This window comes from Pseudomonas sp. SCB32, from assembly GCF_009189165.1.
Classification (GTDB): domain Bacteria; phylum Pseudomonadota; class Gammaproteobacteria; order Pseudomonadales; family Pseudomonadaceae; genus Pseudomonas.
On record NZ_CP045118.1, the window covers coordinates 1,115,987 to 1,141,565 of the forward strand.

Sequence of the window (25,579 nt, forward strand, 5' to 3'; positions counted from 1 at the left end):
CCGCGATGAGCCGGTCGCGACGTTGGATCGCGGACGGCGTCCGCTACTACGAAAAACGGTGCACCGGGAAATGAAAACGCCCCGCAGAGCGGGGCGTTTTCATTGTCAGGATCGACTCAACCCTTGTTGGGCTGTGCCGCCGGCGTCTGGGCGGTGGCCGGCGATTTCGCGTTCTTGACGATCTCCTGCTGCGGCGCGGACTGGGTCGGCGGCAGTTTGTCGAACTCATGCAGGCCATTCTTGGCGTAGGGGTCGCCGATCCAGCGCGGGGCCGCCACGAACTGGTCGCTGACCAGGCTCTTGGCCGGCTCGAAATGGTCGTAGCTCAGGCCCGCGAGGTCCGACAGGGTGTGGATCAGGTGCGAGCTGCTGTACGGGCGGCTGGCGGCAGCCTGCAGGTCACGCGGGTGCGCCGCCTGCCAGCTGGGCGAGGTCCAGAGCATGAACGGGATGGTGTACATCGGCCGGGTCGGGGCGCCTTCGTTGCGGCCCAGGCGATCGTGGTTGCCCGAGCTGTAGACATCCTCGCCGTGGTCGGAGAGGTACAGCAGGAAGCCGTTCGGATCGGTCGCGGCGTAACGCTTGATCAGGCTGGAGATCACGAAGTCGTTGTACAGCACGGCGTTGTCGTAGAAGTTGTAGGTTTCCACCTGCTCGTCGGACAGCGCCGAGGGCACGCCCTGGCGGTCATTGAAATGGCCGTACTGCTCCGGATAGCGGTAGCGGTAGTCCATGTGCGTGCCCAGCAGGTGCACGATGATGAGCTTTTTCTGCGCCGGGTCCTGCAGGGCCTTCTGGAACGGCTCGAGCACCACGCCGTCGTACTGGCTGGCGTTCTGGTTGCGCTGGTTGTTCAGGTAGACCGGCGCGTCCGTCTGCTGCGAGAAGGTGGTGAGCATGGTGTTGCGCTTGGTCATCGTCTGCTGGTTGGTGATCCAGAAGGTCTTGTAGCCTGCCTGTTTCATCAGATTGATCAGCGACGGATCGGTGAGGAACTTGTCGGGGTTCTGCTCGTCACCGAAGGTGAGGATCTGCTGCATCACCTCGATGGTGTAGGGACGCGGCGAGACTACGTTCTGGAACACCGTCAGGTTGTGGCCCTCGGCGGCCAGCGCATCGAGGTTCGGGGTGGTTTCGCGCGGGTAGCCGTACAGGTGCATGTGCTCGCGGGTGGTGGATTCACCCAGTACCAGCACCAGGGTGCGCGGCGCCTCGCCGCTGCCGTCCTTGAGGTTCTGCAGCGGCGGCAGCGCGGCGTTCTGTTCCAGCAGCTTCTGCATGTTGTCCAGTTGCTGGCGGTACTGGGCATAGCCCACTACCAGTTGCCAGGGCACCGCAGGCTCCATGCGCTGCTGCACCTTCTCCAGCGATTCGGCGAAGGTGCGATGCTGGGTCACCATCTGCTTGTAGAAGGGGTAGATCAGGTTCATCACCACCAGCAGCACGGCCACCGGAATGCGCGAATACAGCGGCAGGCGGACCGGGCGGATGCGTCGCCACAGCAGCACCGCGACCGCGCTGTAGATCAGCAGCGCAAGGCATAGCCAGACGCTGAAGTACTGACTGAAATACTCGCCGGCTTCGGCCGTGTTCGATTCGAACATGACGAAGATGACGCTCTGCGAGAACTCCTGGCGGTAGATGCCGAAATAGCTCAGGCCGACCAGCGAGGCGCCCCACAGCACCAGGCCGATGATCGCGGAAATCCCACGGGCGAAGCGTGGCAGCAACAGTACCGGGGCAAGCCACAGGCTGCTGAGGAAGAAGGCGTCACGGAAGCCGGCGAAGCCGGTGGTGCCGTTGAGCAGGATCAGCAGTTGGGTGACGCCGGAGAAGTACCAGAAGAACAGGAGCAGCCAGCCCAGGCCGGCCCAGTCGATGCCTTTACGGGCGGAAGGAGAAATCAGGGTAGACACACACGCCTCGTCGAATTCGGGACAGGAAGCTGCAATCCCGCAGCCGAAAAAGCCGGGGAGGGTATCAGGTCTGGCGTGAAAATTACGTCAAGTTGCAACAATCCTGTGCTAGACGCAGCGAATTCAGACGCATCCTGTCGGATTCTTCCCCCAGTTCAGCCGCGCGGAGGCAGTAGGCAAGCGCCATCTGGCGCAGAGGTTCCTGGGGGGAGCGGGCCAGTTGCTCGCGGGCGACCCGCAGGAAGTTCAGGTTGCCGCCATCCAGGGCGCGCTGCAGCCAGGGCAGGGCGGCCTCCAGATAGCCGGCCTCGGCCAGCACCGTGGCATGGCTGAACTGCCCACGAAAGTCGCCGGCCTCGGCGGAGCGCCGGTACCAGCGATGGGCGGCCACGGCATCGCGGGGGACCACCAGCCCATCCTCATGGAAGCGGCCGACCAGATTCATCGACTTGGCATGCCCCAGCCCTGCCGCCCGACGGTACAGCGCAAAGGCGCGCGCCTCGTCACGGGTCACGCCGCGACCGGTGGCCAGAAGGTTGGCCAGGTTGTACATCGCCCAGTCCAGGCCCGCCTCGGCGGCAAGCGCGTAGTGGCGAGCCGCTGCCGCAGGGTCGGCGGCGCAGCCCCAGCCGTGTTCCAGGCAGCGGCCGAGGACGTTGCGGGCCATGGAGTGGCCGCGCTCGGCGGCGATACCGAACCAGATCATGGCCAGCGCCGGATCGCGTTCGATGCCGTGGCCGTCGAGGAGGATCTGGCCGAGCAGCGCCTGGGCTTCCAGATCGCCCTCGCGGGCGGCGGTGAGGATCAGTCGTGCCGCCTGGCGTGGATTGTCGGCGAGCTGGCCGGTGAGGTCTTCAACGGCGATTTCTTCGGTACGGCGCAGGACGAAGCTCATGGGCGGTCAGACATCCACCCAGCGGCGCAGCAGGTTGTGGTAGGTGCCGGTCAGCTCGACCAGTGCGGGATGCTCGGGCACATCGCGGGTCAGGGCCTGGATCGACTGGTCCATCTGGAACAGCAGGGCCCGCTGGCTGTCCTCGCGCACCAGGCTCTGAGTCCAGAAGAAGGAGGCGATGCGCGCGCCACGGGTCACCGGGTTGACCTTGTGCAGGCTGGTGGCGGGGTAGAGCATCAGGTCGCCGGCCGGCAGCTTGACCTGCTGGGTGCCATAGGTGTCCTGGATCACCAGTTCACCGCCGTCGTAGTCCTCGGGGTCGCTGAAGAACAGGGTCGAGGAGACGTCGGTACGCACGCGCTCGCGGCCACCCTGGATATCGCGTACGGCGTTGTCGATATGGAAGTCGAAGGAGCCGCCGCCGGTGTAGCAGTTGAACAGTGGTGGAAAGACCTTGTGCGGCAGCGCCGCAGACTGGAACAGCGGATTGCTCCACAGGCGCTGCAGCATGGCTTCGCCGATCTCGCGGGCCAGCGGGTGGTCCTGGGGCAGTTGCAGGTTGTGTTTGGCACGGGCCGACTGGTAACCGGCGGTGGCCTTGCCGTCACCCCATTCGGCCTGTTCCAGGGCCGCGCGGATGCGCGCGACTTCCTCGCGGGTAAAGATGCCGGGAATGTGCAGCAGCATTGGGCGGTTCCGTCGGTGCCTGAAGAGGTGCCAATGATAATGATTTGCAACGGAGGCCTACAACCGTCGCGCTTTGTCATCGGCCAGTCACAAAGTGTAAATCTTGTAAATCAGATGCGTATGATAATGCCTAGTAATTGATATGAATTCTTAATTGCAATAGATTGCGCGGCCTTCATGAGCCCCTGGGGAGGGATTTGCAATGTTGCGCCAATCGTCCGATCTCGCCGGCAATACGCCGCGCCTTCTGGCATCCGCCGTCGGTGTCGCCATCACCGCCATGTCCGGCAGCCACCTGGCCTATGCCGCCGAGTCTTCGGAAAAGAAACCGACCCAGGACGTGCTGTCCCTGGACGCCGATACCGTCGTCGGCACCCAGCAGCAGGACCCGACGACCTACAGCGTCGAGAAGTCCGCGTCGAAAAAGTACACCGCGCCGCTGCTGGATACGCCGCGTTCGGTGACCGTAGTGCCGCAGCAGGTGATCAAGGACACCGGCGCGCTGACCCTGCAGGATGCCCTGCGTACCGTGCCGGGCATTACCTTCGGCGCCGGCGAGGGCGGCAACCCGACGGGCGACCGTCCGTTCATCCGTGGCTTCGACGCGCAGAGCGACACCTATGTCGATGGCGTGCGTGACACCGGTGCGCAATCCCGCGAAGTCTTCAACCTGGAGCAGATCGAAGTCAGCAAGGGCCCGAACTCGGCCTTCGGCGGCCGCGGCTCGGCCGGTGGCAGCCTGAACCTGATCAGCAAGCAGGCCAAGGCCGGTAACTTCACCGACGGCGGCTTCACCTACGGCTCTGACCAGACCCGCCGCTACACCCTGGACACCAACCAGGAGTTCCTCGACGGCAACGCCGCCTTCCGCCTGAACCTGATGACCCACGACCAGAACGTCGCCGGTCGCGACAACGTCGACTACAGCCGCTGGGGTATCGCACCGTCGCTGACCTTCGGCCTCAACGGTCCGACCCGTCTTACCGTCAGCCACTATCACCTGGAAAGCGACGATACCCCGGACTCGGGCATTCCCTACGCCAAGAGCGCTGACCGCAGCAAGCACAACCCGGACAAGCCGGTGAACGTCGACCGTAGCAACTACTACGGCCTGGAGGACCGCGACTTCCAGAAGAGCCGCGTGGACACCAGCACCATCACCTTCGACCACGACTTCAACGACAACCTGAGCCTGCGCAACACCACGCGCTATGGCACCAGCCACACCGACTACATCTGGACCCAGCCCGACGACAGTCAGGGCAACATCAACAACGGCACGGTCTGGCGGCGCAACAACAACCGCATCAGCACCACCACCACCGCGACCAACCAGACCGATCTGTTCGGCGAGTTCTACCTGGGCGGGTTCAAGAACAGCTTCACCACGGGCGTGGAATTCACCCGCGAAGACAGCAAGCGCGACAGCTACACGGTCAACACCAACACCGGTTCCAGCGCCGGCGCCAACAAGTGCAACCCGTCGATCATCGGCGCGCCGAGCGGCTATAACTGCACCAGCCTGGAAAACCCGACGCCGAACGATCCGTGGAGCGGCAGCATCACCCGCAACTACAAGCCGCTGAACACCGTCGGTACCACCCAGGCCATCTACGGCTTCGACACCATCGACCTGAACGAGCAGTGGCAGGTCAACCTCGGCGCGCGTTTCGACGCCTTCCAGACCACCGCGAAGAACCACGCCGTCACCCCGACCACCAAGTTCGAGGACAACTCCACCTTCTGGAACTGGCAGGGTGGCGTGGTTTATAAGCCGGCGCACAACGGCAGCATCTACGCGTCCTACGCTACCTCGGCGACGCCGCCGGGCAGCATGCTGGACAACGGCGACACCTCCAACGCGGTGGACGCCTTCGCGGTGAAGAACAGCCTTGAACCGGAAGAAACCACCAACTACGAGGTGGGGACCAAGTGGAACTTCCTGGACGAGCGCCTGGAACTGACCGCGGCGGTCTTCCGCACTGAGAAGGACAACGCCCGCGTGCTCGTCGCGCCGCAGACCTACGACAACGCCGGCAAGTCCCGCGTCGACGGCCTGGAGCTCTCCGCCAGCGGCAAACTGACCGACAAGTGGAAGGTCTTCGCCGGCTACAGCTACCTCGACAGCGAGCTGGTCAAGGCGGGCAAGGCCGGCCGTAGCGGCAACATCACCGCCAACGCCCCGTCCAACGACGGCAACCAGATGCCCAACACGCCGGAGAACAGCTTCACCCTCTGGACCACCTACGACATCCTGCCCAAGGCCACCATCGGCGGCGGCACCTTCTACGTCGACAAGGTCTACGGCGATGTGGCCAACACCATGTACGTCCCGGACTACTGGCGCTACGACGCGATGGCCAGCTACAAGCTGAGCAAGAACGTCGACTTCCAGCTCAACGTGCAGAACGTCTTCGACAAGAAGTACTTCGACAAGGCTTATGCCGCGCACTACGCGTCGGAGGCGGCTGGCCGCACCGTGCTGCTGTCCACCAACTTCCACTTCTAAGGATCGCCTGCAGGCGACCCACCCCGGCCGATGCTCCTCGGCCGGGGCTTTTCTTTGTCGGAGCGCCAGGCTGGCCCGGCGTAAGGCCTGGGTAAAGATTGTCAAATCGGCTGCATTTGCGAGCTGTTCTCAATAAAATCCCGCTCCGCGCAGAGTCGGCAGGACGTGAGGCCACGGTGTTGAAGAAAGTCTGGTTCCAGTTGCATTGGCTGTTCGGTATCAGCGCGGGGCTCGTGCTGGCGCTGATGGGCATGACCGGGGCGATGCTGTCATTCCAGGATGAAATCCTGCGCACCGTGAACCCTGCCAGCCTCACCGTGGAAAAGCGCGCCGAGGGCACGCTGCCGATGGACGAGCTGATCCGCCAGGTGGAGAGCGCAGAGCCGGGCAAGAAGGTTGCCTTCGTCTGGGTGAACATCGACGGCGACCAGGCCGGCCGTCTGTTCTATACGCCCCAGCCGGGCCAGCGCCGTGGCGAGTCGCGCTACGTCGATCCCTACACCGCTGACTTCCTGCCGGCGCCCAGGGGGGAAGGCTTCTTCAACTTCGTCATGCAGCTGCACCGCTTCCTCGCCGCAGGCGAGGCGGGCAAGCAGGTCACCGCCGCCTGTACCCTGATCCTGCTCTACCTGTGCCTGTCCGGCCTGTACCTGCGCTGGCCGCGCAAGGCCCTGAGCTGGCGCGCCTGGCTGACCTTCGACTGGGCCAAGAAGGGCCGGACGTTCAACTGGGACCTGCATGCCGTCGCCGGCACCTGGTGCCTGGCGTTCTACCTGCTGGCGACATTGACCGGCCTGTTCTGGTCCTACGACTGGTATCGAGCTGGCTTGTTCAAGCTGCTCGACGACGCCCCTGCCGGCCAGCAGAAGGGCGGCCAACGCGGTGGCGGCAAACGCGGGCCGGCGCCGGAAGGCCCGCCGCCCGTGGTCGACGCCAGCGCCGTCTGGGCGACCATCGAGCAGACCGGCGGCGCCGCGATGACCACCTACAACCTGCGCCTGCCGCCAGTGCAAGGCCAACCGGCCACCGTCTTCTACCTCGAGGGTGATGCCGACCACGAGCGCGCTTTCAACGAGATGAGCATCGACCCGGCCAGCGGCAAGCTGCTGGCCCACAAGCGCTACGACGACAGTTCGTTCGGCAAGCAACTGCTGACCAGCGTCTACGCCCTGCACGTGGGCAGCTATTTCGGCCTGCCGGGGCGCATCCTGATGATGCTGGCGAGCCTGTCGATGCCGCTGTTCTTCGTCACCGGCTGGATGCTCTACCTCGACCGCCGTCGCAAGAAGCGCGCGGCCCAGGCGGCGCGCGGGGAACTGAGCAACGATCCGGGCGCCGATGCCTGGCTGGTGGGCTATGCCAGCCAGAGCGGTTTTGCCGAGCAACTGGCCTGGCAGAGCGCCGGGCAATTGCAGGCCGCCGGCCTGCCGGTACGTGTGGAGCCGCTGGCGAAACTGGACCGTGCCCAGCTGGAGCAGACCCGCAACGCGCTGTTCGTGGTCAGCACCTTTGGTGATGGCGAGGCCCCGGACAACGCCCGTGTCTTCGAGCGCCAACTGCTTGGCCAGCGCCTCGGGCTGGCCGACCTGCGCTTTGCCGTTCTCGCCCTGGGTGATCGCCAGTACGACCACTTCTGTGGTTTCGCCCACCGCTTGCAGGGCTGGCTGCAGGGGCAGGGCGCTCGGGCGTTGTTCGAGGGTGTCGAGGTGGACAATGGCGATGCGGCCGCGCTCCACGACTGGCAACAGCGTCTGGCCGGGCTTTCCGGCGCCGCGCCGCAGGCCGCGTTCAGCGCACCGGCCTTCGAGGTCTGGACGCTGGCCGGTCGTTTGCACCTCAATCCGGGCAGCCAGGGCGAGTCCACCTGGTTGCTGTGCCTGGCTGCACCGAGCGATTCGCAGATCGAGTGGAGCGCCGGCGACCTGGTGGAAATCGTGCCCCGCCAGCCGCTGTTCCTGGTCAACGCCTGGCTTAACCGCCTGGGGCTGGACGGTGATTCCCGTATCCAGGTCGATGGCGTCGCCACGACGCTGAGGGATGCCCTGGCCGGCTGCCTGCTGCCGGGCAATCTCGAGCACTTGGTCGGCCAGCATGGCCAGGCGGTCTACGACGCGCTGATCAAGCTGTCGGTGCGCCAGTACTCCATTGCCTCGCTGCGCAGCGACGGTGCGCTGGAACTGATGGTGCGCCAGGAGCAGCACGCCGATGGATCGCTGGGCATCTGCTCCGGCTGGCTGACCCAGTATCTGCCGGAGGGCGACAGCCTCCTGCTGCGCCTGCGCCGCAACCGCGCCTTCCATCTCAGCGAAGACGACCGCCCGCTGATCCTGATCGGCAACGGCACGGGCCTCGCCGGCCTGCGCAGCCTGCTGCGCGCCAGCATTGCCGAGGGCTGCCGCCGCAACTGGCTGCTGTTCGGCGAGCGCAGCATCGCCCATGACTTCTACTGCCGCGAGGAACTGGAAGGCATGCTTTCGCGTGGTGAGTTGCAGCGCCTGGACCTGGCGTTCTCCCGCGACCAGGCCGAGAAGATCTACGTGCAGGACCGCCTGCGCGCCGAGGCCGGGACGCTGGCGCAGTGGCTGGACGAGGGCGCGGTGATCCATGTCTGTGGCAGCCTGCAGGGCATGGCCGAGGGCGTCGACCGCACGCTGCGCGAGCTGCTCGGTGATGCCGGGGTCGAGGCGTTGCTGGAGAACGGGCGCTACCGGCGCGACGTGTACTGACGCGCGGCTCTCGCTGGCATGGCCCGCTCCTACAGGAAGAACCGATTTCTACTGCAGGAGCGACTGTCCTCATGCCCTACGCCCCTGCTCCCGTAGGAGCGGGCCATGCCCGCGATGCTGTTGCGGCGCACAAACAAAAAGGCCCCCGCGAATGCGGAGGCCTTGATGTCGGGGGCGTCACTCAGATCCAGATGAACACAGCCAGCACTGCCGCGAGGAAGCCCCACTTCTGCAGGTAGTACAGCTTGCGGTTGCGCTTCTTCAGCGCCTTGCCCTGCAAGCGGATCTTGTACAGCGAGGCGAAGGCGCGGTTGATGCCGCCGGTCTTGTCGCCCGCATCGTTGGGCGAAGCCGCCGCCGCCATCACGCTGCGGCTGAACCAGCGGTTGAACGCCGTGGCCCAGCGGTATTTCAGCGGGCGCTCGATGTCGCAGAAGAGAATCACCCGGTCATGGTCCGTGGTGTTCTCGGCGTAATGGATGTAGGTCTCGTCGAACACCACCGCCTCTCCATCGCGCCAGTGGTAGCGCTCGCCGTCCACCTCGATGAAACAGCCCGGATCGTTCGGTGTCATCAGTCCCAGGTGGTAGCGCAGCGAACCGGCATAGGGGTCGCGGTGGCGGACCAGGCGCGAGCCCGGCGGCAGCTCGGCGAACATCGCCGCCTTGACCGAGGGGATCTGCCGCAGCAGCTCGGTAGTCTTCGGGCACAGCGCGTCGGCGGACGGATGGCTGTCGTCGTACCACTTCAGGTAGAAGCGTTTCCAGCCGGTCTTGAAGAAGGAGTTGAAGCCCACGTCGTTGAGCTGGTCGGAGCGCTTGATGCTGCCGGCATCGCGCAGGTGCAGGGCTTCGCTGCGGATGGTTTCCCAGTTCTCGGTCAGCAGGCGCATCTCGGGGAATTCGTCGGTCGCCAGGTACGGGCGGCTCGGTACCCTGGAGAACAGGTACATGATGCAGTTGATCGGTGCCAGGAAGCTGGAGTGGTCGGTCAACTGGCGAGAGAATTTGTGGCGCACCCGTCCACGCAGATGGACATAGATGATGCTCAGGCCGAAGGCGGCCAGAATGGCGGCTTTGATCATTCAGGGAGGTTTCCGCGGGTCTAGGTGGGGGATAGTACTCCTCCTGAACGTGACTGAGTATTCTCCGAAGGCCAAAGGCCAGCGCGTGCTTTAACCTGTAGGAACTTTCGAAGGATGGTGAGACCGATGACCGAGCGCACGACGCGGATCCTGCTCAACTGCGACATGGGCGAAAGCTTCGGTGCCTGGCGAATGGGTGACGACACCCATGCCATGCCGTTGATCGACCAGGCGAACCTCGCCTGCGGCTATCACGCTGGCGATCCGCTGACCATGCAGCGCACCGTGCGCCTGGCGGTGGAGCACGGCGTCAGCATTGGTGCGCACCCTGCCTACCCGGACCTCGCGGGTTTCGGCCGCCGCCACATGAGCTGCTCGCCCGAGGAGGTGCAGGCGCTGGTGCTCTATCAGCTTGGCGCGCTGGACGCCTTCTGCCGCGCCGCCGGTACCCGCGTCGACTATGTGAAGCCCCACGGCGCGCTGTACAACGACCTGGTGCGCGACGACGCGTTGCTCTGCGCCGTGCTCGACGCCTGCGCCGCCTACCGCAAGAGCCTGCCGCTGATGGTGCTGGCGTTGGCCGACAACAGCCGCGAGCTGCAACTGGCCGATGCCGCCGATGTGCCGCTGATGTTCGAAGCCTTTGCCGACCGCGCCTACCTGCCCGACGGTCAACTCGCGCCGCGCCGCCTGCCCAATGCGGTGCACCACGAACCCCAGCGCATCCTCGACCAGGCCCTGGCCATCGCCCGTGGCGAGCCCTTCCCGGACATCGACGGCAACCCGCTGCGCCTGCGCGCCGACAGTCTCTGCGTGCATGGCGACAACCCCGAGTCCCTGGCGGTGCTGCGGCGTCTGCGTGGCCTGCTGGACCAGGCATGATCCGTGTCGAAGCCTTCGGTGCCCAGGCGCTGCTGATCACCCTGGCCGAACAGCCAGACGGAACGTTGCCCTTGCGCATCGCCCGCCTGGCCGAGCGCCTGCGCGTCGAGCTGGGCATGGCGCTGACGGATTGCGTGCCTGGCTGGACCACGCTGTTGTTGCACTACGACCTGCTTCGTATCGACCTGAGGCAACTGCAAAGTCGCGTCCAGGCCGCGCTGGCGGAGTGGCCCGATGATTTCCTCGACGACAGTGCCGGGCGCCTGCACGAAATCGCCGTGTGGTACGCCGGTGAAGACCTCGGCGACGTCGCGCGGCAGTGCGGGCTCAGGCCTGCACAGGTGATCGAGCTGCACGCCGGCCGCGATTACCGCGTCGGCGCCATCGGCTTCGCCCCCGGTTTCGCCTACCTGGGCGAGCTGGACGAGCGCCTCGCCTTGCCGCGCCGGGCCACGCCGCGCACCAGGGTAGCCGCCGGCAGCCTGGCCATCGCCGAGCGGCAGACGGCGGTTTATCCACAGGCGTCGCCCGGCGGCTGGCACCTGCTCGGCCGCACCGCGCAGCGATTGTTCGATCCGCATCGACAACCGCCTTGCCCATTGGCGGTCGGCGACCGCGTGCGTTTCGTACCCATCGGCGAGGCGGCCTACCGCGCCGCCGGTGGCGAATCGTGAGCCTCAAGGTCATTGCCTGCGGCCCGTTGTGCCTGCTGCAGGACGGCGGCCGGCAGGGTTGGCAGCGACTGGGCGTATCGCCTGGCGGCCCCGTGGATAGACACGCGGCGGCCTGGGCCAATCGGTTGCTCGGCAATGCCCAGGGCGCTCCGCTGCTGGAAATCGCACTGGGCGGCGTGGAGCTGGAAGCACAGACTGACAGCTGGCTGGCGTTGACCGGCGCCGAGCTGCCCGCGACGCTGGACGACGAGCCGCTGCTTGCCTGGTCGCGCTTCCGCGTGCGGGCAGGGCAGCGCCTGAAGCTGGGCTTCGCCCGCGCCGGGCAACGTATCTACCTCGGCGCGGCGGGAGGCTTCCATGCCGAGCCGGTATTGGGCAGCGTCGCCACCCAGACGCGGGAAAAACTGGGCGGTCTCACCGGGAATGGCCAGCCGCTCGTCGTGGGCGACCTGCTGGAATGTGTCGACGAGAGCGATCGCTTCACTTCGGGCGCCAGCGTGCCCTGGCCCTATCGGCCGGATTATCGCGAATCTCCGGTGCTGCGCGTGCTCCCCGGCCCGGATGCGTTCCCCCACGAACAGCGACAGGCGTTCTTCGACCAGGCCTGGCAGATCAGCCCACAGTCCGACCGCATGGGCGTGCGCCTGCGCGGCGAGGCACTGAGCGCGCCGCGCCGGCAATGGTCGTTGGGGATAGTGGAAGGCGCCATCCAGGTGCCGCCAGATGGCCAGCCGATCCTCCTGCTGGCCGACCGGCAAAGCATGGGCGGCTACCCGCTGCTGGGCGTGTTGCACCCGCTGGACATCGGCCGCCTGGCGCAATGCCCGGCACACAGCGAAGTGCACTTTGCGCAGGCGAATGTGGAACAGGCGCAGGCGCACCTGCGCGCGTTCCTGCGCTTCTTCGCTACTTAGGCAGGTGCCGCAGCGGCAGCGGCGCCGACTCCTTCACCGTCTGGATGGCGAAGTTGCTGCGGATGTCGCTGACGCCTGGCAGCTTGAGCAGGGTGCCGGTGAGGAATTGCTCATAGGCGCGCAGGTCGGGCAGCACCACTTGCAGGAGAAAGTCCGATTCGCCGCTGACCAGGTGCACCGAGATGACTTCCGGCAGGTCGATCACCGCCTGGCGGAAGGCGGACGCGCTGCTGTCGCTGTGACGCTCGACCTTCACTCCGACAAATACCGTCAGGCCCAGGCCCACTTCGTCACGGCCCAGCTCGGCGTGGTAGCCGCGGATCATCCCGGCCTCTTCCAGCAGGCGCACGCGGCGCAGGCAGGGGGAGGGCGAGAGGCCGATTTCCTCGGCGAGCTGCACGTTGGTCAGGCGGCCGTCGCGCTGCAGGGCGGCGAGGATGCGGTGGTCGTAGGCGTCCAGTTTTGGATTTGGCACGATTGGATTCTCTTGCGGGTCACGATTGGCAGAGTGTGCCAATCAGTCTGCCGATCATGGTCGAATACGCAAGCACCTGCCTTGGCCTTCGGGCATAGAATCCTTATCCGCTATCCCATTCTCTGGAGCGGATCTATGGATATCGGTGTGTTCCTGCTGGCCCTGGCGATGGTTTACCTGCTGCCGGGGCCGGACATGATTCTCCTGCTGCACACCGGCGCCCGCGACGGTAGTCGCGCCGCGCTGGCGACCGCCGTCGGCCTGGCCCTGGCGCGGGGCTGCCATGTGGCGCTGGCGGCGACCGGGCTGGCGCTGTTGTTTCGCACGGCGCCCTGGACCTTCGATGCGGTGCGTGTCGTCGGCGGTGTGTACCTGGCGTGGATCGGGCTGCAATTGCTGCGGGCGCCTGTCGGCCTCGCTGTGCAGAGCGGCGAATGCACTAAATCCCCGGCAAGTTATGGGCGAGCCTTTCGCCGTGGCGTGCTGACCAATCTGCTGAACCCCAAGGCGCTGTTGTTCTGTTCGGTGCTGCTGCCGCAGTTCATCCAGCCGCAGAACGGGCCGCTGGCCATGCAGTTCGCGTTGCTGGGCGGCGTGCTGGTGGTGGTTGGGCTGGGTTTCGACAGCTTCTATGCGGTCAGCGGCGAGCGCATGGGCCGCTGGCTGGCGCGGCATCGGTTGATGCAGCGGGTGCAGCAGTGGGGCTTTGGCGGAATTCTTTTGGGCTTCGGTGTGCGCCTGGCACTGATCCGCGACCTGTAGGAACGCGCCATGCGCGCGAATCGCGGCATGGCCCGCTCCTACAAAGGCTCGGATGTCAGAGGTCTTCCGGCTCGATTTTCCACAACCTCGCCACCGAGGGCTTCTGTGGATTGCGCGCCACCACCAGCAGGCCCAGCCCAGTGCCGCGCAGCTCGCGCAACAACTGGTCGCCCTTACACTGCAGCAGGTCTTCGGCGAGATGGCCCAGTGCAATGGCAGCGGCTGCCGGATGGGTGGCGACGGGCACGTAGCCGCCATCGTCGATGTCCAGCACGACATGCTCTTCGCCGGGCTCCGGGGCGGGTAGGTACAGGCTGGCCTTGAGCAGTTGCGCCATGGCCTCGTGGCGCTGTGCGGCGGACAGCTGCCCCTGTGGCAGTGCGCGCTCCAGCGGGTAGAACTCGTCCTTGGGCTCCGCTTTCGGTCTGGTCTCGGGAGGTGCGGCGGGCGTTTTCGCAGGGGCGGGTTTGGGCGACGGTGCAGTCGCAGGCGCAGGGGCGGGTTTGGGGGGCACTACAGGCGCAGGCGGCGCAGTGAACTCCGGTTCTTCGGGGGCCAGGCCGTCCCAGTCGATCTCGTCGAGATCGATCTCCTGCTGGGCCTTCTTCCTCGGCGTCGCTTTTTTTCGCGAGCTCACGGCCGCGCGAACATCCGATCGCCGCTGGCGTTTCCACTTGTGGATCTGGACGTTGGCGATGATCGCGGCGACGAGAATGAGCAGGAGGAAGAACAGCAGCATGAATGGCGTGGCCCTCTGGATAACGGCCACTGCGGTGCGGGGCGGTGGCGGGACGCCACCCTAGCGGGGAAGTTCAGGCCAGGCGGTAGGCCTGATCCTGATGCGTCGAAGGACGCAGCTGAATCCGGAGGGGTGGGCCGGCCTAAGACCGGCCCACCGTGTTTCAGTTCAGAAACTGCTCCGCGTGGTGGCAGGCCACCTGGCGCTCATCGAGCAGGCGCAGTTCCGGCACCTCGGTCCTGCAACGCTCGGTCGCATACGGGCAGCGCTTGTGGAAGGCGCAGCCAGTGGGCGGGTTGAGCGGGTTGGGGAGTTCGCCCTGGATCTTGATCTTGGGCTTGTCCGGATCGGGGTGGATGGCCGGGGTCGCCGAGAGCAGCGCCTGGGTGTAGGGGTGCAGCGGGCGTTCGTAGAGCTTGTCCGCTGGCCCCATCTCCGCCGGGCGACCGAGGTACATCACCAGCACATCGTCGGCCACGTGGCGGACCACGGCGAGGTTGTGGGAGATGAACACGTAAGCGGTGCCGAACTCCTGCTGCAGATCCATGAACAGGTTGAGCACCTGGGCCTGGATCGATACGTCCAGCGCCGAGGTCGGCTCGTCCGCCACCAGCACCTTGGGCCGCAGCATCATGGCGCGGGCCAGGGCGATGCGCTGGCGCTGGCCGCCGGAGAACATGTGCGGGTAGCGCTGGTAGTGCTCGGGGCGCAGGCCGACCTGTTTCATCATCGCCTGCACGCGCTCGCGGCGTTCGGCGCGGGACAGGCTGGTGTTGATGACCAGCGGCTCGGCCAGCTGGTCGCCGATCTTCTGTCGCGGGTTGAGCGAGGCGTAGGGGTTCTGGAACACCATCTGCACGTCGCGGCGCAGTTGTTTGCGCGTCTCGTGGTTGGCGCCCTTCACTTCGTGACCGGCAATCTGCAAGGAGCCGGAGGTGGGTTCCTCGATCAGGGTTAGGGCGCGCGCCAGGGTGGACTTGCCGCAACCGGATTCGCCGACCACGGCGAGGGTCTTGCCGGCCTGCAGGTCGAAGGACACGCCGTTGAGTGCGCGGACCAGGGCGTGCGGCTTGAACAGGCCCTGGGCGATTTCGTAGTGACGGGTGAGGTCGCGGGCGGTCAGGACGGTGTTCATCGGGCCACCTCGGCGTTCAGGTTGAGCGGGTAGAAGCAGCGCACCGCGCCACGCGCATGGGGTTCCAGCGCCGGGCGCACGCTGCGGCAGTTGTCCTGGGCATAGGGGCAGCGCGGCGACAGCAGGCAGCCCTGCGGCCGGTCGTACTTGCCGGGGACGATGCCGGGCAGGGTGGCCAGGCGTTCCTCGCCGGCGCTGTGCTCGGGAATCGCCTTGAGCAGCGCTTCGGTATAGGGGTGGGTAGGCAGGTCGAACAGCGCCGGCACCTGGCCGATCTCCACGGCCTGGCCCGCATACATCACGCAGACACGCTGGGCGGTCTCGGCGACCACGGCGAGGTCGTGGGTGATCAGGATCAGCGCCATGCCCTGGTCACGCTGGAGGTTCAGCAGCAGCTCCATGATCTGCGCCTGGATGGTGACGTCCAGTGCGGTGGTGGGTTCGTCGGCGATCAGCAACTTGGGTTCGCCGGCAATGGCCATGGCGATGGCGACGCGCTGGCTCATGCCGCCGGAGAGCTGGTGCGGGTAGGCGTCCAGGCGCTGGGCGGCGCCGGGGATTTCAACCCGTTCGAGCAGTTCCAGGGCGCGCTGGCGGGCGGCTTTGCCGCGCAGGCCGAGGTGCAGGTTGAGCACTTCCTCGATCTGGTAGCCGACGGTGAAGCTGGGGTTGAGCGCGGTCATCGGGTCCTGGAAGACCATGGCGATGTCCTTGCCGACGATGCGCCGCCGCTCACGGCCCTTGAGGCGCAGCATGTCGGTGCCGTCGAATTGCATGGTGTCGGCGGTGATGATGCCGGGGGCGTCGATCAGGCCCATCAGCGCCATCATGGTCACCGATTTGCCGGAGCCGGATTCGCCGACGATGGCCAGGACTTCGCCCTTGTCCACCGAGAGGTCGAGGCCGTCCACCACCGGAACGGCGTTGCGGTCGCCGAAGCGGACCGAGAGATTGCGCAGGTCGAGGAGGCTCATACGGCGGTCTCCATCAGGCTCTTGTTCTTGTAGGAGCGAGCTTGCTCGCGAACGGGGAACGCAGGGGGTTGCAGGTTCGCGAGCAAGCTCGCTCCTACGAAGAGCATCAGGGTATTCATCGGGATGCTCCTCACGCCGCGTTCTTCAGCTTCGGGTCCAGCGCGTCGCGCAGGCCGTCGCCCATCAGGTTGATTGCCAGCACGCTGAGCAGGATGGTCAGGCCGGGCAGCGAGACGACCCACCAGGCGCGCTCGATGTAGTCGCGCGCGGAGGCCAGCATGGTGCCCCACTCGGGAGTCGGCGGTTGCACGCCAAGGCCGAGGAAGCCCAGGGCGGCGGCGTCGAGGATGGCCGAGGAGAAGCTCAGGGTGGCCTGCACGATCAGCGGCGCCATGCAGTTGGGTAGCACGGTGACGAACATCAGGCGCAGGGTACCGGCGCCGGCCAGGCGCGAGGCGGTGACGTAGTCGCGGTTCAGTTCGCCCATCACGGCGGCACGGGTCAGGCGCACATAGGCCGGCAGCGAGACGACGGCGATGGCGATCACCGTGTTGAGCAGGCCTGGGCCGAGTACGGCGACGATGGCCACCGCCAGCAGCAGCGAGGGCAGGGCCAGCATGATGTCCATCAGGCGCATGATCACCGGGCCCAGGCGGTTGGGCGAGAAGCCGGCGAGCAGGCCGAGGATGATGCCGGGGATCATCGAGATCAGCACCGAGGTCAGGCCGATCATCAGCGACAGCCGCGCGCCGTGCATCAGGCGCGACAGCAGGTCGCGGCCCAGCTCGTCGGTACCAAGCAGGAACTGCGCGTGGCCGCCTGCCAGCCACACCGGCGGGGTGAGCAGGAAGTCGCGGAACTGCTCGCTCGGGTCATGGGGCGCGACCCAGGGCGCGAACACCGCGCTGAACACGATGACCAGCATGAACAGCAGGCCGCCGACCGCGCCCTTGTTGCGCGAGAAGGCTTGCCAGAACTCTTTCAGCGGGGACGGGTAGACCAGGCTCGGATCGCTGGCGGGAGCTTTGCTTGCGGTATTCATGGCGTGGGCTCCTCAGCGTTGGTGGCGGATGCGTGGGTTGGCCAGACCGTAGAGGATGTCCACGATGAAGTTGACCAGGATCACCAGCGTTGCCACCAGGAGGATGCCGTTCTGCACCACCGGGTAGTCGCGGCGGCCGATGGCGTCGATCAGCCATTTGCCGATGCCCGGCCAGGAGAAGATGGTTTCGGTAAGCACGGCGCCGGCGAGCAGCGTGCCGACCTGCAGGCCGAACACGGTGAGCACCGGGATCATGGCGTTGCGCAGGGCGTGCACGAACACCACGCGGGTCGGTGACAGGCCCTTGGCGCGGGCGGTGCGCACGTAGTCCTCGCGCAGTACTTCGAGCATCGAGGAGCGGGTCATCCGGGCGATTACTGCCAGCGGGATGGTGCCCAGCACGATGGCCGGCAGGATCAGGTGGCGCACGGCGTCGAGGAAGGCGCCTTGCTCGCCGGAGAGCAGGGTGTCGATGAGCATGAAGCCGGTCTTCGGCTCGATGTCGTAGAGCAGGTCGAGGCGCCCGGATACCGGGGTCCAGCCCAGGCTCACGGAGAACAGCATGATGAGGATCAGGCCCCACCAGAAGATTGGCATGGAGTAACCGGCCAGGGAGATCGTCATCACCCCGTGGTCAAACAATGAACCTCGCTTGAGCGCGGCGATCACCCCGGCGAGCAGGCCGAAGGTTCCTGCGAACAGCAGGGCGGCCAACGACAGTTCGAGGGTGGCGGGGAAGAGGGTGAGGAATTCCTTCCACACGCTGTCGCGGGTGGTCAGGGATTCGCCCAGGTTGCCCTGGGCAAGATTGCCGATGTAGTCGAGGTACTGCTGGTAGAGAGGCTTGTCGAGGCCCAGGCGGTGCATGGCCTCGGCGTGCATCTGCGGGTCGACGCGGCGTTCACCCATCATCACTTCCACGGGATCGCCCGGAATCAGGCGGATCAATGCGAAGGTCAGGAGGGTGACGCCGAAGAAGGTCGGGATCAGCAGACCGAATCGGCGTGCGATGAAACTCAGCATGGTGGTTGAGGACTCCTCATCGAGCGGCTACTCATCGGGGGTGCTGATGGCGCCGGTTTCTTATTGCTTCACCTGGATATTGGCGAAGTTGTTGGTGGTCAGCGGGCTTATGGTGTAGCCCTCGATATTGCTGCGTCGCACATTGAACAGCTTAGGATGCGCGAGTGGAATCCATGGAGATTGTTCGTGGAACACTGATGTCGCCTTTCTATAAAGTTCCGCCCGTTTTTCCGTGTCATTCGTCTGACGAGCTTCCTGAATCAGTGATTCGAAGGCCTGATCACACCAGAACGCGTGGTTTTCTCCGGATTTCGGCGCTGCGCAGGAGAGGTTCGGTGAGAGGAAATTGTCCGGATCGCCATTGTCCCCGGCCCAGCCGCCGTAAAGCGACAGATCGTGCTCGCCGGCTTTGATGCGCTTGATCAGCTCGCCGAACTCCAGGGTACGGATCTGCAGGTCGATGCCGACTTTGGCCAGATCGGATTGCAGCATCTGTGCCATCTGCGCGGCGTTGGGGATGGTCGAGGAGCTGCCGTTGCGGGTGAACAGCGTCAGCTTGAGGTTCGCAACGCCCGCTTCCTTGAGAAGCGCCCTGGCGCGATCCGGGTCGTGCGGCCAGTCCTGGATGTCGCGGTTGTAGCCCAGCATGCTGGACGGGTACGGGTTGATGGCCGGAGTGACGGCGTCGGCACCGTAAACCGCGTCGAGCATGGCTTTCTTGTCCACGGCGAGATTGATCGCCTGGCGTACGCGCACATCGTCCAGCGGCTTGTGCCGGGTGTTGATCGCGACATAGGTGGTCAGCAGGGCGTCGATGCTGTCTACCGCCAGGTTCTTGTCCTGTTGCAGCGCTGGCACGTCGGCGGGCTTGGGGTAGAGCGCGATCTGGCATTCGCCACGGCGAATCTTCTGCAGGCGAACGTTGGAGTCCGGGGTAATGGCGAAGACCAGGTTGTCGACGGCCGGCTTGCCGCCGAAGTAATCCGGATTGGCGCGGTAGCGCACCTGGGCATCCTTGGCATAGCGACTGAAGACGAACGGCCCGGTGCCGATGGGCAGGTTGTTCAGTTGGCCCTGCTGGTTGGCGGCCAGCAGCTGGTCGCCGTATTCGGCGGAGTAGATCGAGGCGAAGCCCATGGCCATGTCGGCCAGGAAGGGCGCTTCGGGGTGGTTGAGGGTGAAGCGCACGGTGAGGTCGTCGACCTTGTCCACCGACTTGATCAGGTCGCGCATGCCCATGGCGTCGAAATAGGCGTAGCCGCGCACGGCGGAGTCGTGCCACGGGTGCTTGGGATCGAGAGCGCGGTGGAAGGTCCAGAGTACGTCGTCGGCGTTCAGCGGGCGGGTGGGCTTGAAGTACTCGGTGCTGTGGAATTTCACATCGGGGCGCAGGTGGAAGGTGTAGGTCAGCCCGTCAGGGCTGACCTCCCAGCGTTCGGCCAGGGACGGCGTCAGTTCGGTGGTACCGGGACGGAAGTCCACCAGCCGGTTGAAGATCGCTTCCCCGGAAGCGTCGTTGGTCACCGCGCCAGTGTACTGGACGATGTCGAAGCCTTCCGGGCTTGCCTCGGTGCAGATCACCAGGTTCTGCGCCAGGGCGGTGCCGCTGCCCAGGACGAGCAGCAGGGGAAGTATGCGTGCGATGGACATGCCGGCTCTCCTTACAGCAGGTTGAAGGGGAAGTTGCTGACCAGGCGGATCTCGTTGACGCTGCCGTCGCCCTGGTTCTGGCTGGCGAGATGTTTCATGTAGCTCAAGCGGAAGTTGCTCTGCCTGAGCGGGCCACCCTGGAGCGTATAGCCGCCCGACAGGCCGAGTTCGTGATGCCTCTCACCGTCCTGATTGCGCACTTCGTCGTAGTTGCCGTAGGCGCCGTTGCGATCGCCGTCGTAATGGGTGCCATCGATGCCCCAGCCCTTGGCGTACCAGGCCATGCTCGTCAGCCCCGGTATGCCGAAGCCGGCCCAGTCGGTGCTGTAGCGCAGCTGCAGGGATTTTTCGTTCGGGCCGTTGTAGTCCGACAGCAGCGAGTTGGCCAGGTAGATGGCGGCGGTCTCGTGCACGTAGTCGAAGTACTCGTCGCCGCGGATCTGTTGCCAGCCCAGCAGCACGGCATGGGCGCCGTGGGTCAGGGTGAAGCCCAGGCTGTAGGCGTCGTTGTCGATATAGCCAGCCCTGCGGTCGCCGGTATCGTGGGTGCTGTAGTAGTTCAGGCTGGTATTGAGTGCCAGGGCTTCCGGGTCGCCCAGGTCGTGGGAGGCGCCGAAGTAGTACTGGTTCCAGACGTCCTCGAAATTGCCGGCATAGGCCGTCAGCTTCAGCTCCTTGAGCACCTGGTAGCTGCCGCCTGCATAGCTGAAACGGTCGCCGTGGAAGCCCCTTGCCCCGTATTCGCTGGTGAGACGTTCATTGCCTGAGCCGGTGCGCGGGCTGGCGCGGGTGAAGCTGCCGCCCTGCAGTTGCAGCCCTTCGAGTTCTTCGCTGAGCAGGCTGATGCCGTCGAAGCTGGACGGCAGCGCTCGGTTGTCATTGATGTTGAAGACCGGCGTCTTGACTTGCTGGCGGCCGGCGCGCAACTCGGTGCTGGAGGCGCGCAGTTTTACGTTGGCCAGGCCCGCCTTCGACCACTGCCCGATGGCATCGCCGTCGCTGTCGGTCAGGGTTCGGGTGCCACCTCCGGCGATGGCTCCGTGCCCGCGTTCCAGGGCTGCCTCGTTGAAGACGGCGGTCTCCAGGCCAACCCCCACGGTGCCCTGAGTGTAGCCGGAGCTGTACTTGAGCTGGCTGCCCTGTGTCCAGGTGTAGCGGCTGTGGGTCGGTTCGGTATAGCCGTCCTTCTTGATGTTGAAGTGGAAGCTGTCCTTCATCTGCTCGCGGGCGGCGAAGTTGCGCGTGCTGAAGGTCAGTTGCTGGCCTTCGATGAAACCGCGGGCACCCGCCTGGCCTTTCATCACCACCTCTTCTGCGCGATTACCTTCCTCGGGCGGCAGATCTTCGCCAGCCTTGGCGGCCCAGGCCTGGTTGAGTACGGCCCAGCTGATGGCCATGGCCAGGAGGGACCGGGTACGCGTGTAGTGCTGCATGAGTTGCTCCTTGTTGTAGTTGGGTTTTCCTAGCAACGAATGCATCTCCTCCACCCATCGCGGTGATAGGGGAGCCGGCAGGCGGAGGAGAGGGCGGGGTGCGCCGCCCGGTCTGTGCCGGGCTGGCTGTCAGGCTGCGGTCAGGGTTGGTTGGCCACGCCGTAGAAGGAGTTGCGCCCGAAGGGGCTGATCAGGAAGCCCTGCACCGACTTGCGCATGGGCTGGTAGACGGTGGAGTGGGCGATGGGGCTGATGGGGAACTGCTGGGCCAGGAGCTGCTGCGCCTTCTGGTAGAGGGCGACGCGCTGGTCGTGGTCGGTGGTGGCCTTGGCCTGGCGAACCAGTTTGTCGTAGTCCGGGTTGCACCACTTGGAGACGTTGTTGCCGCTCACCGAGTCGCAACCATAGAGGGTGCCCAGCCAGTTGTCCGGATCGCCGTTGTCGCCGGTCCAGCCGAACAGCATGGCGTCGTGTTCACCCGCGTGGGCGCGCTTGATGTATTCGCCCCATTCGTAGGTGACGATCTTCGCCTTGATGCCGACCTTGGCCCAGTCGGCCTGGATCATCTCGGCCATCAGCTTGGCGTTGGGGTTGTACGGGCGCTGTACGGGCATTGCCCACAGGGTGATTTCGGTGCCTTCGGCCACGCCGGCTTTCTTCAGCAGCGCCTTCGCCTGTTCCGGATCGTAGGCCTGGCCCTTGATCGAGCTGTCATAGGACCACTGGGTGGGCGGCATGGCGTTCACCGCCAGCTGGCCGGCGCCCTGGTAGATGGCGTCGATGATCGCCTGCTTGTTCAGCGCCATGTCCAGCGCGCGGCGCACGTCGGTCTTGTCCAGCGGGGCGTGGGTGACGTTGTAGGCCAGGTAGCCGAGGTTGAAGCCCGGTTGCGAGGGCATGTTCAGGTTCGGGTCCTGCTTCAGCGCTTCAAGGTCCGCCGGGCGCGGGTTCAGGGTGATCTGGCATTCGCCGGCCTTGAGCTTCTGCACGCGCACCGAGGCGTCGGTGCTGATGGAGAAGATCAGGTTGTCGACCTTCACGTCGTCGGGCTTCCAGTAGTCCTTGTTGCCCTTGAAGCGGATCAGCGCGTCCTTGTGGTAGCGGCTGAATACGAAGGGGCCGGTGCCAATGGGCTTCTGGTTGATCTCGGCCGGCTTGCCCTGCTTGAGCAACTGCTCGGCATACTCGGCGGACTGGATGACGGCGAAGTTCATCGCCAGGTTCTGCACGAACGCGGCGTCGACCTCGTTGAGGGTGAAGGTCACGGTGTGTTCGTCGACCTTCTTCACCTTGGCGATGTTGCGGTCCAGGCCCATGTCGGTGAAGTAGGGGAACTCGGTGGGATAGGCCTTGCGGAACGGCTGGTCCTTGTCGAGCATGCGGTTGAAGGTGAACAGCACGTCGTCGGCGTTGAACTCGCGGGCCGGCTTGAAGTACTCGGTAGTGTGGAACTTCACGCCAGGGCGCAGGTGGAAGGTCCAGGTCTTGCCGTCGGCGGAGGTTTCCCAGCTTTGCGCCAGGGCCGGCTGGACTTCGGTGCTGCCACGCTGGAACTGCACGAGGCGGTTGAACAGGGTTTCGGAGGTGGCGTCGTAATCGGTGCCGGTGGTGTACTGGGCGGGGTCGAAGCCCGCCGGGCTGCCTTCGGAGCAGTACACCAGGCTGGAAGCGGCATGGGCCGCGGAACCGGCGAGCAACAGCCCACCCAGGGCGATTGCGTGCAGGGAGTTACGTCGCATGTTGCGCATTGCCTGACCTCATTCTTGTTCTTCTGCAGCGGCCGGCGAACCGATAGGGTCCGGGACCGGCTCGGGCGGACGGGGCCGGATAGGCCTGTCCGTAAATGGCTGGACTGTGGGTGTCCAGCCGTCGCAGAAGTTAAGTCAGGCTGAAATTAAGTTCAACTTAAAATTCAGTGGGACTGAAAGTACTTCCAGTCTGTGAATCAGGTCGCGGGGTGTTCGCCGAACAGCGGCAAGGTGGTGACCGAGAGCATTTCCGCGACGCTGTCACCTGCATTGCGCAGGCAGTGGCGTTTGCCTGAATCAAAATGCACGGAGTCGCCGGGGCCCAGCGGATAGGTGTGGCCATCGATCACATAGGTGATGCGTCCGCTGAGGACGTAGGCGAATTCCGAGCCATCATGGGTGATCAGTTCCGATTCGTAGCCCACCGGGACTGTCACCTTCACTGCATTCAGCTGATTGCCGGGAAAGCTGCTGGACAGGCGCTCGTAGCTCAGCGGTTGGCCTTCGATGGTGTAGCGCACGCGCTCGCCCTGGTGCGAGTCAGGCGGTATTTGCTGCGGCGAATCGAACAGTGTGTTGAGCGGCACATCGAGGGCCTTGGCAATGCTCGCCAGGGAAGACAACGAGACGCCGGTGAGATTGCGCTCGGCCTGGGACAGGAAGCTGGCGGTAAGGCCCGACTCGGCAGCTACCTGGTTCAGGGTTTTCTTCGCCGCGCGCCGATAACGACGCAGGCGTTCTCCGATTCGATCTGAGGACATTGGCAAGGCTCTTGTGGGACGTCGGCAGCATACCAGCGCGATCGCTCTCTGAAAGCATTGAGCCATAAAGTCTTTGACCGAAAATTTCAGTGCTGCTTAAATTTCTGTTGTTTCCATTCTCGTAGGGAGAGTCGCATGACACTGGGTGTAGGGGGCGTCAGCCCCGAACAGGCACTGGCCACGTTGCAGGTGATGACCGCTGGCGCCAAGCCGATCGCGCTGGAGGAGTACCGCTTGCGCATCGCGCGCCTGCAGCAGCTCATGCTGGCTCAGGGGATGGCGGCGGTGTTCATCGATGCCGGCAGTTCGCTGTTCTACTTCACCGGGCTGAAATGGAATCCCAGTGAGCGGATGGTCGGCGCACTGGTGCCGGCGCGTGGCGACGTGCACTACATCGCGCCCGCCTTCGAGGAGGGTACGGTACGTGAACTGCAGGTGCTGCCCGGCAGCATCTGCGTCTGGGCTGAACACGAAAGCCCCTTCACGCTGCTGATGGCGATGCTGGCGGAGATCGAAGTTGGCGCCGGAGCGCGGGTCGGTCTTTCCCACAGCCTGCCGTTCGGCATGTATGAGCGCCTGCGCCAGGTGACGGGATCAGTGCAACTGGTCGATGCCGGCGCGTTGATCGAGCAGTGCCGGCGCTGCAAGTCGCCGGCCGAGCTGGCGCTGATGCAGCGGGCCAAGGACATGACCCTGGAGGTGCACAAGGCCGCCGCCAGCATCCTGCGCGAAGGCATCACCACCACCGAAGTGGTGCGCTTCATCGAGGCGGCGCACCGCAAGGTCGGTGCGCCGGATTCGACCTTCTGCATCGTGCTGTTCGGCGAGGACAGCGCCTTCCCCCATGGCGTGCGCCAGCCGCGCCCGCTGCGCGATGGCGACATGGTGCTGATCGACACTGGCTGCCAGCTGTATGGCTACAACTCGGATATCACCCGCAGCTATGTGTTCGGCAAGCCCAGCGCGCGCCAGCGCGAGCTGTGGAGCCTGGAGAAGGCCGCGCAGCAGGCTGCTTTCGATGCAGCGGTACTGGGTTCACCTTGCGAGCAGGTGGACGCCGCTGCCCGCCGTTGCCTGGAAGCTGGTGGCCTGGGACCGGACTACGCGCTGCCCGGCCTGCCGCATCGCACGGGGCATGGCATCGGCCTGGATATCCATGAGGGGCCGTACCTGGTGCGTGGCGATAGAACGCCGCTGGAGATCGGCATGTGCTTCAGCAACGAGCCGATGATCTGCGTGCCGGGTGAATTTGGCATCCGCCTGGAAGATCACTTCTACATGACGGCCGAGGGGCCGCGCTGGTTTACCCAGCCGAGCCATTCGTTGGACGATCCGTTCGGCCTGGACGCCTGATCGCTCGCGAACAATCTCGTTGTGCGGCAATTCTGTGCGTAGGAGCAACTGTCTTTTGGGCTCCCGCGTTCGCGGGAGTGACGGTGTCATGTATCGCCCTCTGCACACGTCATCCCCGCGAACGCGGGGACCCAGAAAACGATGTAGGAGCGGGCCATGCCCGCGATAGGTCAGCATCGCGCTGGACGCCATCGCGG

The 25,579-nt window shown here is 65.2% G+C and carries 22 protein-coding genes; 7 read left to right on the forward strand and 15 right to left on the reverse strand.

What is annotated here, in order from left to right; genetic code table 11:
• Positions 1-116: 116 nt before the first annotated feature.
• From GA645_RS05215 to GA645_RS05225, 3 genes are all read right to left on the reverse strand, one after another.
• Positions 117-1,916, reverse strand: coding sequence for a phosphoethanolamine transferase CptA (locus GA645_RS05215; RefSeq protein WP_152220570.1), 1,800 nt, complete (start codon positions 1,914-1,916; stop codon positions 117-119).
• 82 nt (positions 1,917-1,998) lie between these two features.
• Complete coding sequence (locus GA645_RS05220; protein ID WP_152220572.1) at positions 1,999-2,811, reverse strand: tetratricopeptide repeat protein; 813 nt, start codon at positions 2,809-2,811, stop codon at positions 1,999-2,001.
• A gap of 6 nt (positions 2,812-2,817) precedes the next feature.
• Entirely contained in the window at positions 2,818-3,498 is a 681-nt protein-coding gene (locus GA645_RS05225; protein WP_152220574.1) for a Fe2+-dependent dioxygenase, read from the reverse strand.
• A 202-nt stretch (positions 3,499-3,700) separates the two neighbouring features.
• On the opposite strand from GA645_RS05225, the gene GA645_RS05230 reads away from it, so the two are divergent.
• Both GA645_RS05230 and GA645_RS05235 read left to right on the forward strand, forming a co-directional pair.
• Positions 3,701-6,007 carry a TonB-dependent siderophore receptor gene (locus GA645_RS05230; RefSeq protein ID WP_152220576.1) on the forward strand — a complete coding sequence of 769 codons (2,307 nt, stop codon included), beginning with the start codon at positions 3,701-3,703 and terminating at the stop codon, positions 6,005-6,007.
• A 179-nt stretch (positions 6,008-6,186) separates the two neighbouring features.
• The gene (locus GA645_RS05235) at positions 6,187-8,733 is read left to right on the forward strand and encodes a sulfite reductase flavoprotein subunit alpha (protein ID WP_256676167.1); all 2,547 of its coding nucleotides are present in this window, start codon (positions 6,187-6,189) and stop codon (positions 8,731-8,733) included.
• Between the two features lie 181 nt (positions 8,734-8,914).
• Here the strand turns inward: GA645_RS05235 and lpxO are convergent, their stop codons facing one another.
• Positions 8,915-9,814, reverse strand: a complete 900-nt coding sequence (gene lpxO / locus GA645_RS05240) for a lipid A hydroxylase LpxO (protein WP_152227930.1) — start codon at positions 9,812-9,814, stop codon at positions 8,915-8,917.
• A 129-nt stretch (positions 9,815-9,943) separates the two neighbouring features.
• Between lpxO and GA645_RS05245 the strand changes: the two genes are divergently transcribed.
• The 3 genes from GA645_RS05245 to GA645_RS05255 are packed head-to-tail and all read left to right on the forward strand — an operon-like array spanning position 9,944 to position 12,287.
• Positions 9,944-10,699: a 5-oxoprolinase subunit PxpA gene (locus GA645_RS05245; protein WP_152220580.1), complete on the forward strand. Its 756-nt coding sequence runs from the start codon at positions 9,944-9,946 to the stop codon at positions 10,697-10,699.
• Positions 10,696-11,373 carry a 5-oxoprolinase subunit PxpB gene (pxpB, locus tag GA645_RS05250; RefSeq protein WP_152220581.1) on the forward strand — a complete coding sequence of 226 codons (678 nt, stop codon included), beginning with the start codon at positions 10,696-10,698 and terminating at the stop codon, positions 11,371-11,373. The genes GA645_RS05245 and pxpB overlap by 4 nt, the downstream gene beginning before the upstream one ends.
• Positions 11,370-12,287, forward strand: a complete 918-nt coding sequence (locus tag GA645_RS05255) for a biotin-dependent carboxyltransferase family protein (protein WP_152220583.1) — start codon at positions 11,370-11,372, stop codon at positions 12,285-12,287. Before pxpB ends, GA645_RS05255 begins: the two co-directional genes overlap by 4 nt.
• On the opposite strand, the gene GA645_RS05260 is transcribed toward GA645_RS05255, so the two are convergent.
• Positions 12,280-12,762 (reverse strand): Lrp/AsnC family transcriptional regulator, encoded by a 483-nt coding sequence (locus GA645_RS05260; protein ID WP_152220585.1) that lies wholly within the window; start codon positions 12,760-12,762, stop codon positions 12,280-12,282. The genes GA645_RS05255 and GA645_RS05260 overlap by 8 nt on opposite strands.
• Positions 12,763-12,897: 135 nt before the next feature.
• On the opposite strand from GA645_RS05260, the gene GA645_RS05265 reads away from it, so the two are divergent.
• Positions 12,898-13,524: a LysE family translocator gene (locus GA645_RS05265; protein WP_152220587.1), complete on the forward strand. Its 627-nt coding sequence runs from the start codon at positions 12,898-12,900 to the stop codon at positions 13,522-13,524.
• A gap of 55 nt (positions 13,525-13,579) precedes the next feature.
• On the opposite strand, the gene GA645_RS28750 is transcribed toward GA645_RS05265, so the two are convergent.
• The 10 genes from GA645_RS28750 to GA645_RS05315 form a co-directional block, all read right to left on the reverse strand.
• A complete protein-coding gene (locus GA645_RS28750) occupies positions 13,580-14,263 on the reverse strand; it encodes a hypothetical protein (protein WP_178119488.1) in 684 nt (227 codons plus the stop codon).
• Between the two features lie 163 nt (positions 14,264-14,426).
• Positions 14,427-15,398 carry a peptide ABC transporter ATP-binding protein gene (locus GA645_RS05280; RefSeq protein ID WP_152220591.1) on the reverse strand — a complete coding sequence of 324 codons (972 nt, stop codon included), beginning with the start codon at positions 15,396-15,398 and terminating at the stop codon, positions 14,427-14,429.
• Positions 15,395-16,372: an ABC transporter ATP-binding protein gene (locus GA645_RS05285; RefSeq protein ID WP_152220593.1), complete on the reverse strand. Its 978-nt coding sequence runs from the start codon at positions 16,370-16,372 to the stop codon at positions 15,395-15,397. Before GA645_RS05285 ends, GA645_RS05280 begins: the two co-directional genes overlap by 4 nt.
• Positions 16,369-16,491, reverse strand: a complete 123-nt coding sequence (locus tag GA645_RS28980; RefSeq protein ID WP_256676072.1) for a hypothetical protein — start codon at positions 16,489-16,491, stop codon at positions 16,369-16,371. The genes GA645_RS05285 and GA645_RS28980 overlap by 4 nt, the downstream gene beginning before the upstream one ends.
• 11 nt (positions 16,492-16,502) lie before the next feature.
• Entirely contained in the window at positions 16,503-17,414 is a 912-nt protein-coding gene (locus GA645_RS05290) for an ABC transporter permease subunit (protein WP_152220595.1), read from the reverse strand.
• A gap of 12 nt (positions 17,415-17,426) precedes the next feature.
• A complete protein-coding gene (locus GA645_RS05295) occupies positions 17,427-18,437 on the reverse strand; it encodes an ABC transporter permease subunit (RefSeq protein WP_152220597.1) in 1,011 nt (336 codons plus the stop codon).
• A gap of 60 nt (positions 18,438-18,497) precedes the next feature.
• A complete protein-coding gene (locus GA645_RS05300; RefSeq protein ID WP_152220599.1) occupies positions 18,498-20,087 on the reverse strand; it encodes an ABC transporter substrate-binding protein in 1,590 nt (529 codons plus the stop codon).
• Positions 20,088-20,098: 11 nt separating this feature from the next.
• On the reverse strand, positions 20,099-21,520 hold the full coding sequence (locus GA645_RS05305; protein WP_152220601.1) for an OprD family outer membrane porin: 1,422 nt from the start codon (positions 21,518-21,520) through the stop codon (positions 20,099-20,101).
• A gap of 140 nt (positions 21,521-21,660) precedes the next feature.
• A complete protein-coding gene (locus GA645_RS05310; RefSeq protein ID WP_152227932.1) occupies positions 21,661-23,259 on the reverse strand; it encodes an ABC transporter substrate-binding protein in 1,599 nt (532 codons plus the stop codon).
• Between the two features lie 206 nt (positions 23,260-23,465).
• Positions 23,466-24,029: a helix-turn-helix domain-containing protein gene (locus GA645_RS05315; RefSeq protein WP_152220603.1), complete on the reverse strand. Its 564-nt coding sequence runs from the start codon at positions 24,027-24,029 to the stop codon at positions 23,466-23,468.
• 135 nt (positions 24,030-24,164) lie between these two features.
• Here GA645_RS05315 and GA645_RS05320 point away from each other — a divergent pair, with 135 nt between their 5' ends.
• Positions 24,165-25,382, forward strand: a complete 1,218-nt coding sequence (locus tag GA645_RS05320; protein ID WP_152220605.1) for a Xaa-Pro peptidase family protein — start codon at positions 24,165-24,167, stop codon at positions 25,380-25,382.
• Positions 25,383-25,579: the final 197 nt, after the last annotated feature.

Bases quoted from the DNA above. Each gene is read 5' to 3' on its own strand.
- GA645_RS05305 (WP_152220601.1), bottom strand. From the start codon at position 21,520: ATGCAGCACTACACGCGTACCCGGTCCCTCCTGGCCATGGCCATCAGC.
- GA645_RS05245 (WP_152220580.1), top strand. From the start codon at position 9,944: ATGACCGAGCGCACGACGCGGATCCTGCTCAACTGCGACATGGGCGAA.
- GA645_RS05225 (WP_152220574.1), bottom strand. From the start codon at position 3,498: ATGCTGCTGCACATTCCCGGCATCTTTACCCGCGAGGAAGTCGCGCGC.
- pxpB (WP_152220581.1), top strand. From the start codon at position 10,696: ATGATCCGTGTCGAAGCCTTCGGTGCCCAGGCGCTGCTGATCACCCTG.
- GA645_RS28980 (WP_256676072.1), bottom strand. From the start codon at position 16,491: ATGAATACCCTGATGCTCTTCGTAGGAGCGAGCTTGCTCGCGAACCTG.
- GA645_RS05290 (WP_152220595.1), bottom strand. From the start codon at position 17,414: ATGAATACCGCAAGCAAAGCTCCCGCCAGCGATCCGAGCCTGGTCTAC.
- GA645_RS05230 (WP_152220576.1), top strand. From the start codon at position 3,701: ATGTTGCGCCAATCGTCCGATCTCGCCGGCAATACGCCGCGCCTTCTG.
- GA645_RS05285 (WP_152220593.1), bottom strand. From the start codon at position 16,372: ATGAGCCTCCTCGACCTGCGCAATCTCTCGGTCCGCTTCGGCGACCGC.
- GA645_RS05315 (WP_152220603.1), bottom strand. From the start codon at position 24,029: ATGTCCTCAGATCGAATCGGAGAACGCCTGCGTCGTTATCGGCGCGCG.
- GA645_RS05220 (WP_152220572.1), bottom strand. From the start codon at position 2,811: ATGAGCTTCGTCCTGCGCCGTACCGAAGAAATCGCCGTTGAAGACCTC.
- GA645_RS05265 (WP_152220587.1), top strand. From the start codon at position 12,898: ATGGATATCGGTGTGTTCCTGCTGGCCCTGGCGATGGTTTACCTGCTG.
- GA645_RS05320 (WP_152220605.1), top strand. From the start codon at position 24,165: ATGACACTGGGTGTAGGGGGCGTCAGCCCCGAACAGGCACTGGCCACG.
- GA645_RS05280 (WP_152220591.1), bottom strand. From the start codon at position 15,398: ATGAACACCGTCCTGACCGCCCGCGACCTCACCCGTCACTACGAAATC.
- GA645_RS05310 (WP_152227932.1), bottom strand. From the start codon at position 23,259: ATGCGACGTAACTCCCTGCACGCAATCGCCCTGGGTGGGCTGTTGCTC.
- GA645_RS28750 (WP_178119488.1), bottom strand. From the start codon at position 14,263: ATGCTGCTGTTCTTCCTCCTGCTCATTCTCGTCGCCGCGATCATCGCC.
- GA645_RS05300 (WP_152220599.1), bottom strand. From the start codon at position 20,087: ATGTCCATCGCACGCATACTTCCCCTGCTGCTCGTCCTGGGCAGCGGC.
- GA645_RS05295 (WP_152220597.1), bottom strand. From the start codon at position 18,437: ATGCTGAGTTTCATCGCACGCCGATTCGGTCTGCTGATCCCGACCTTC.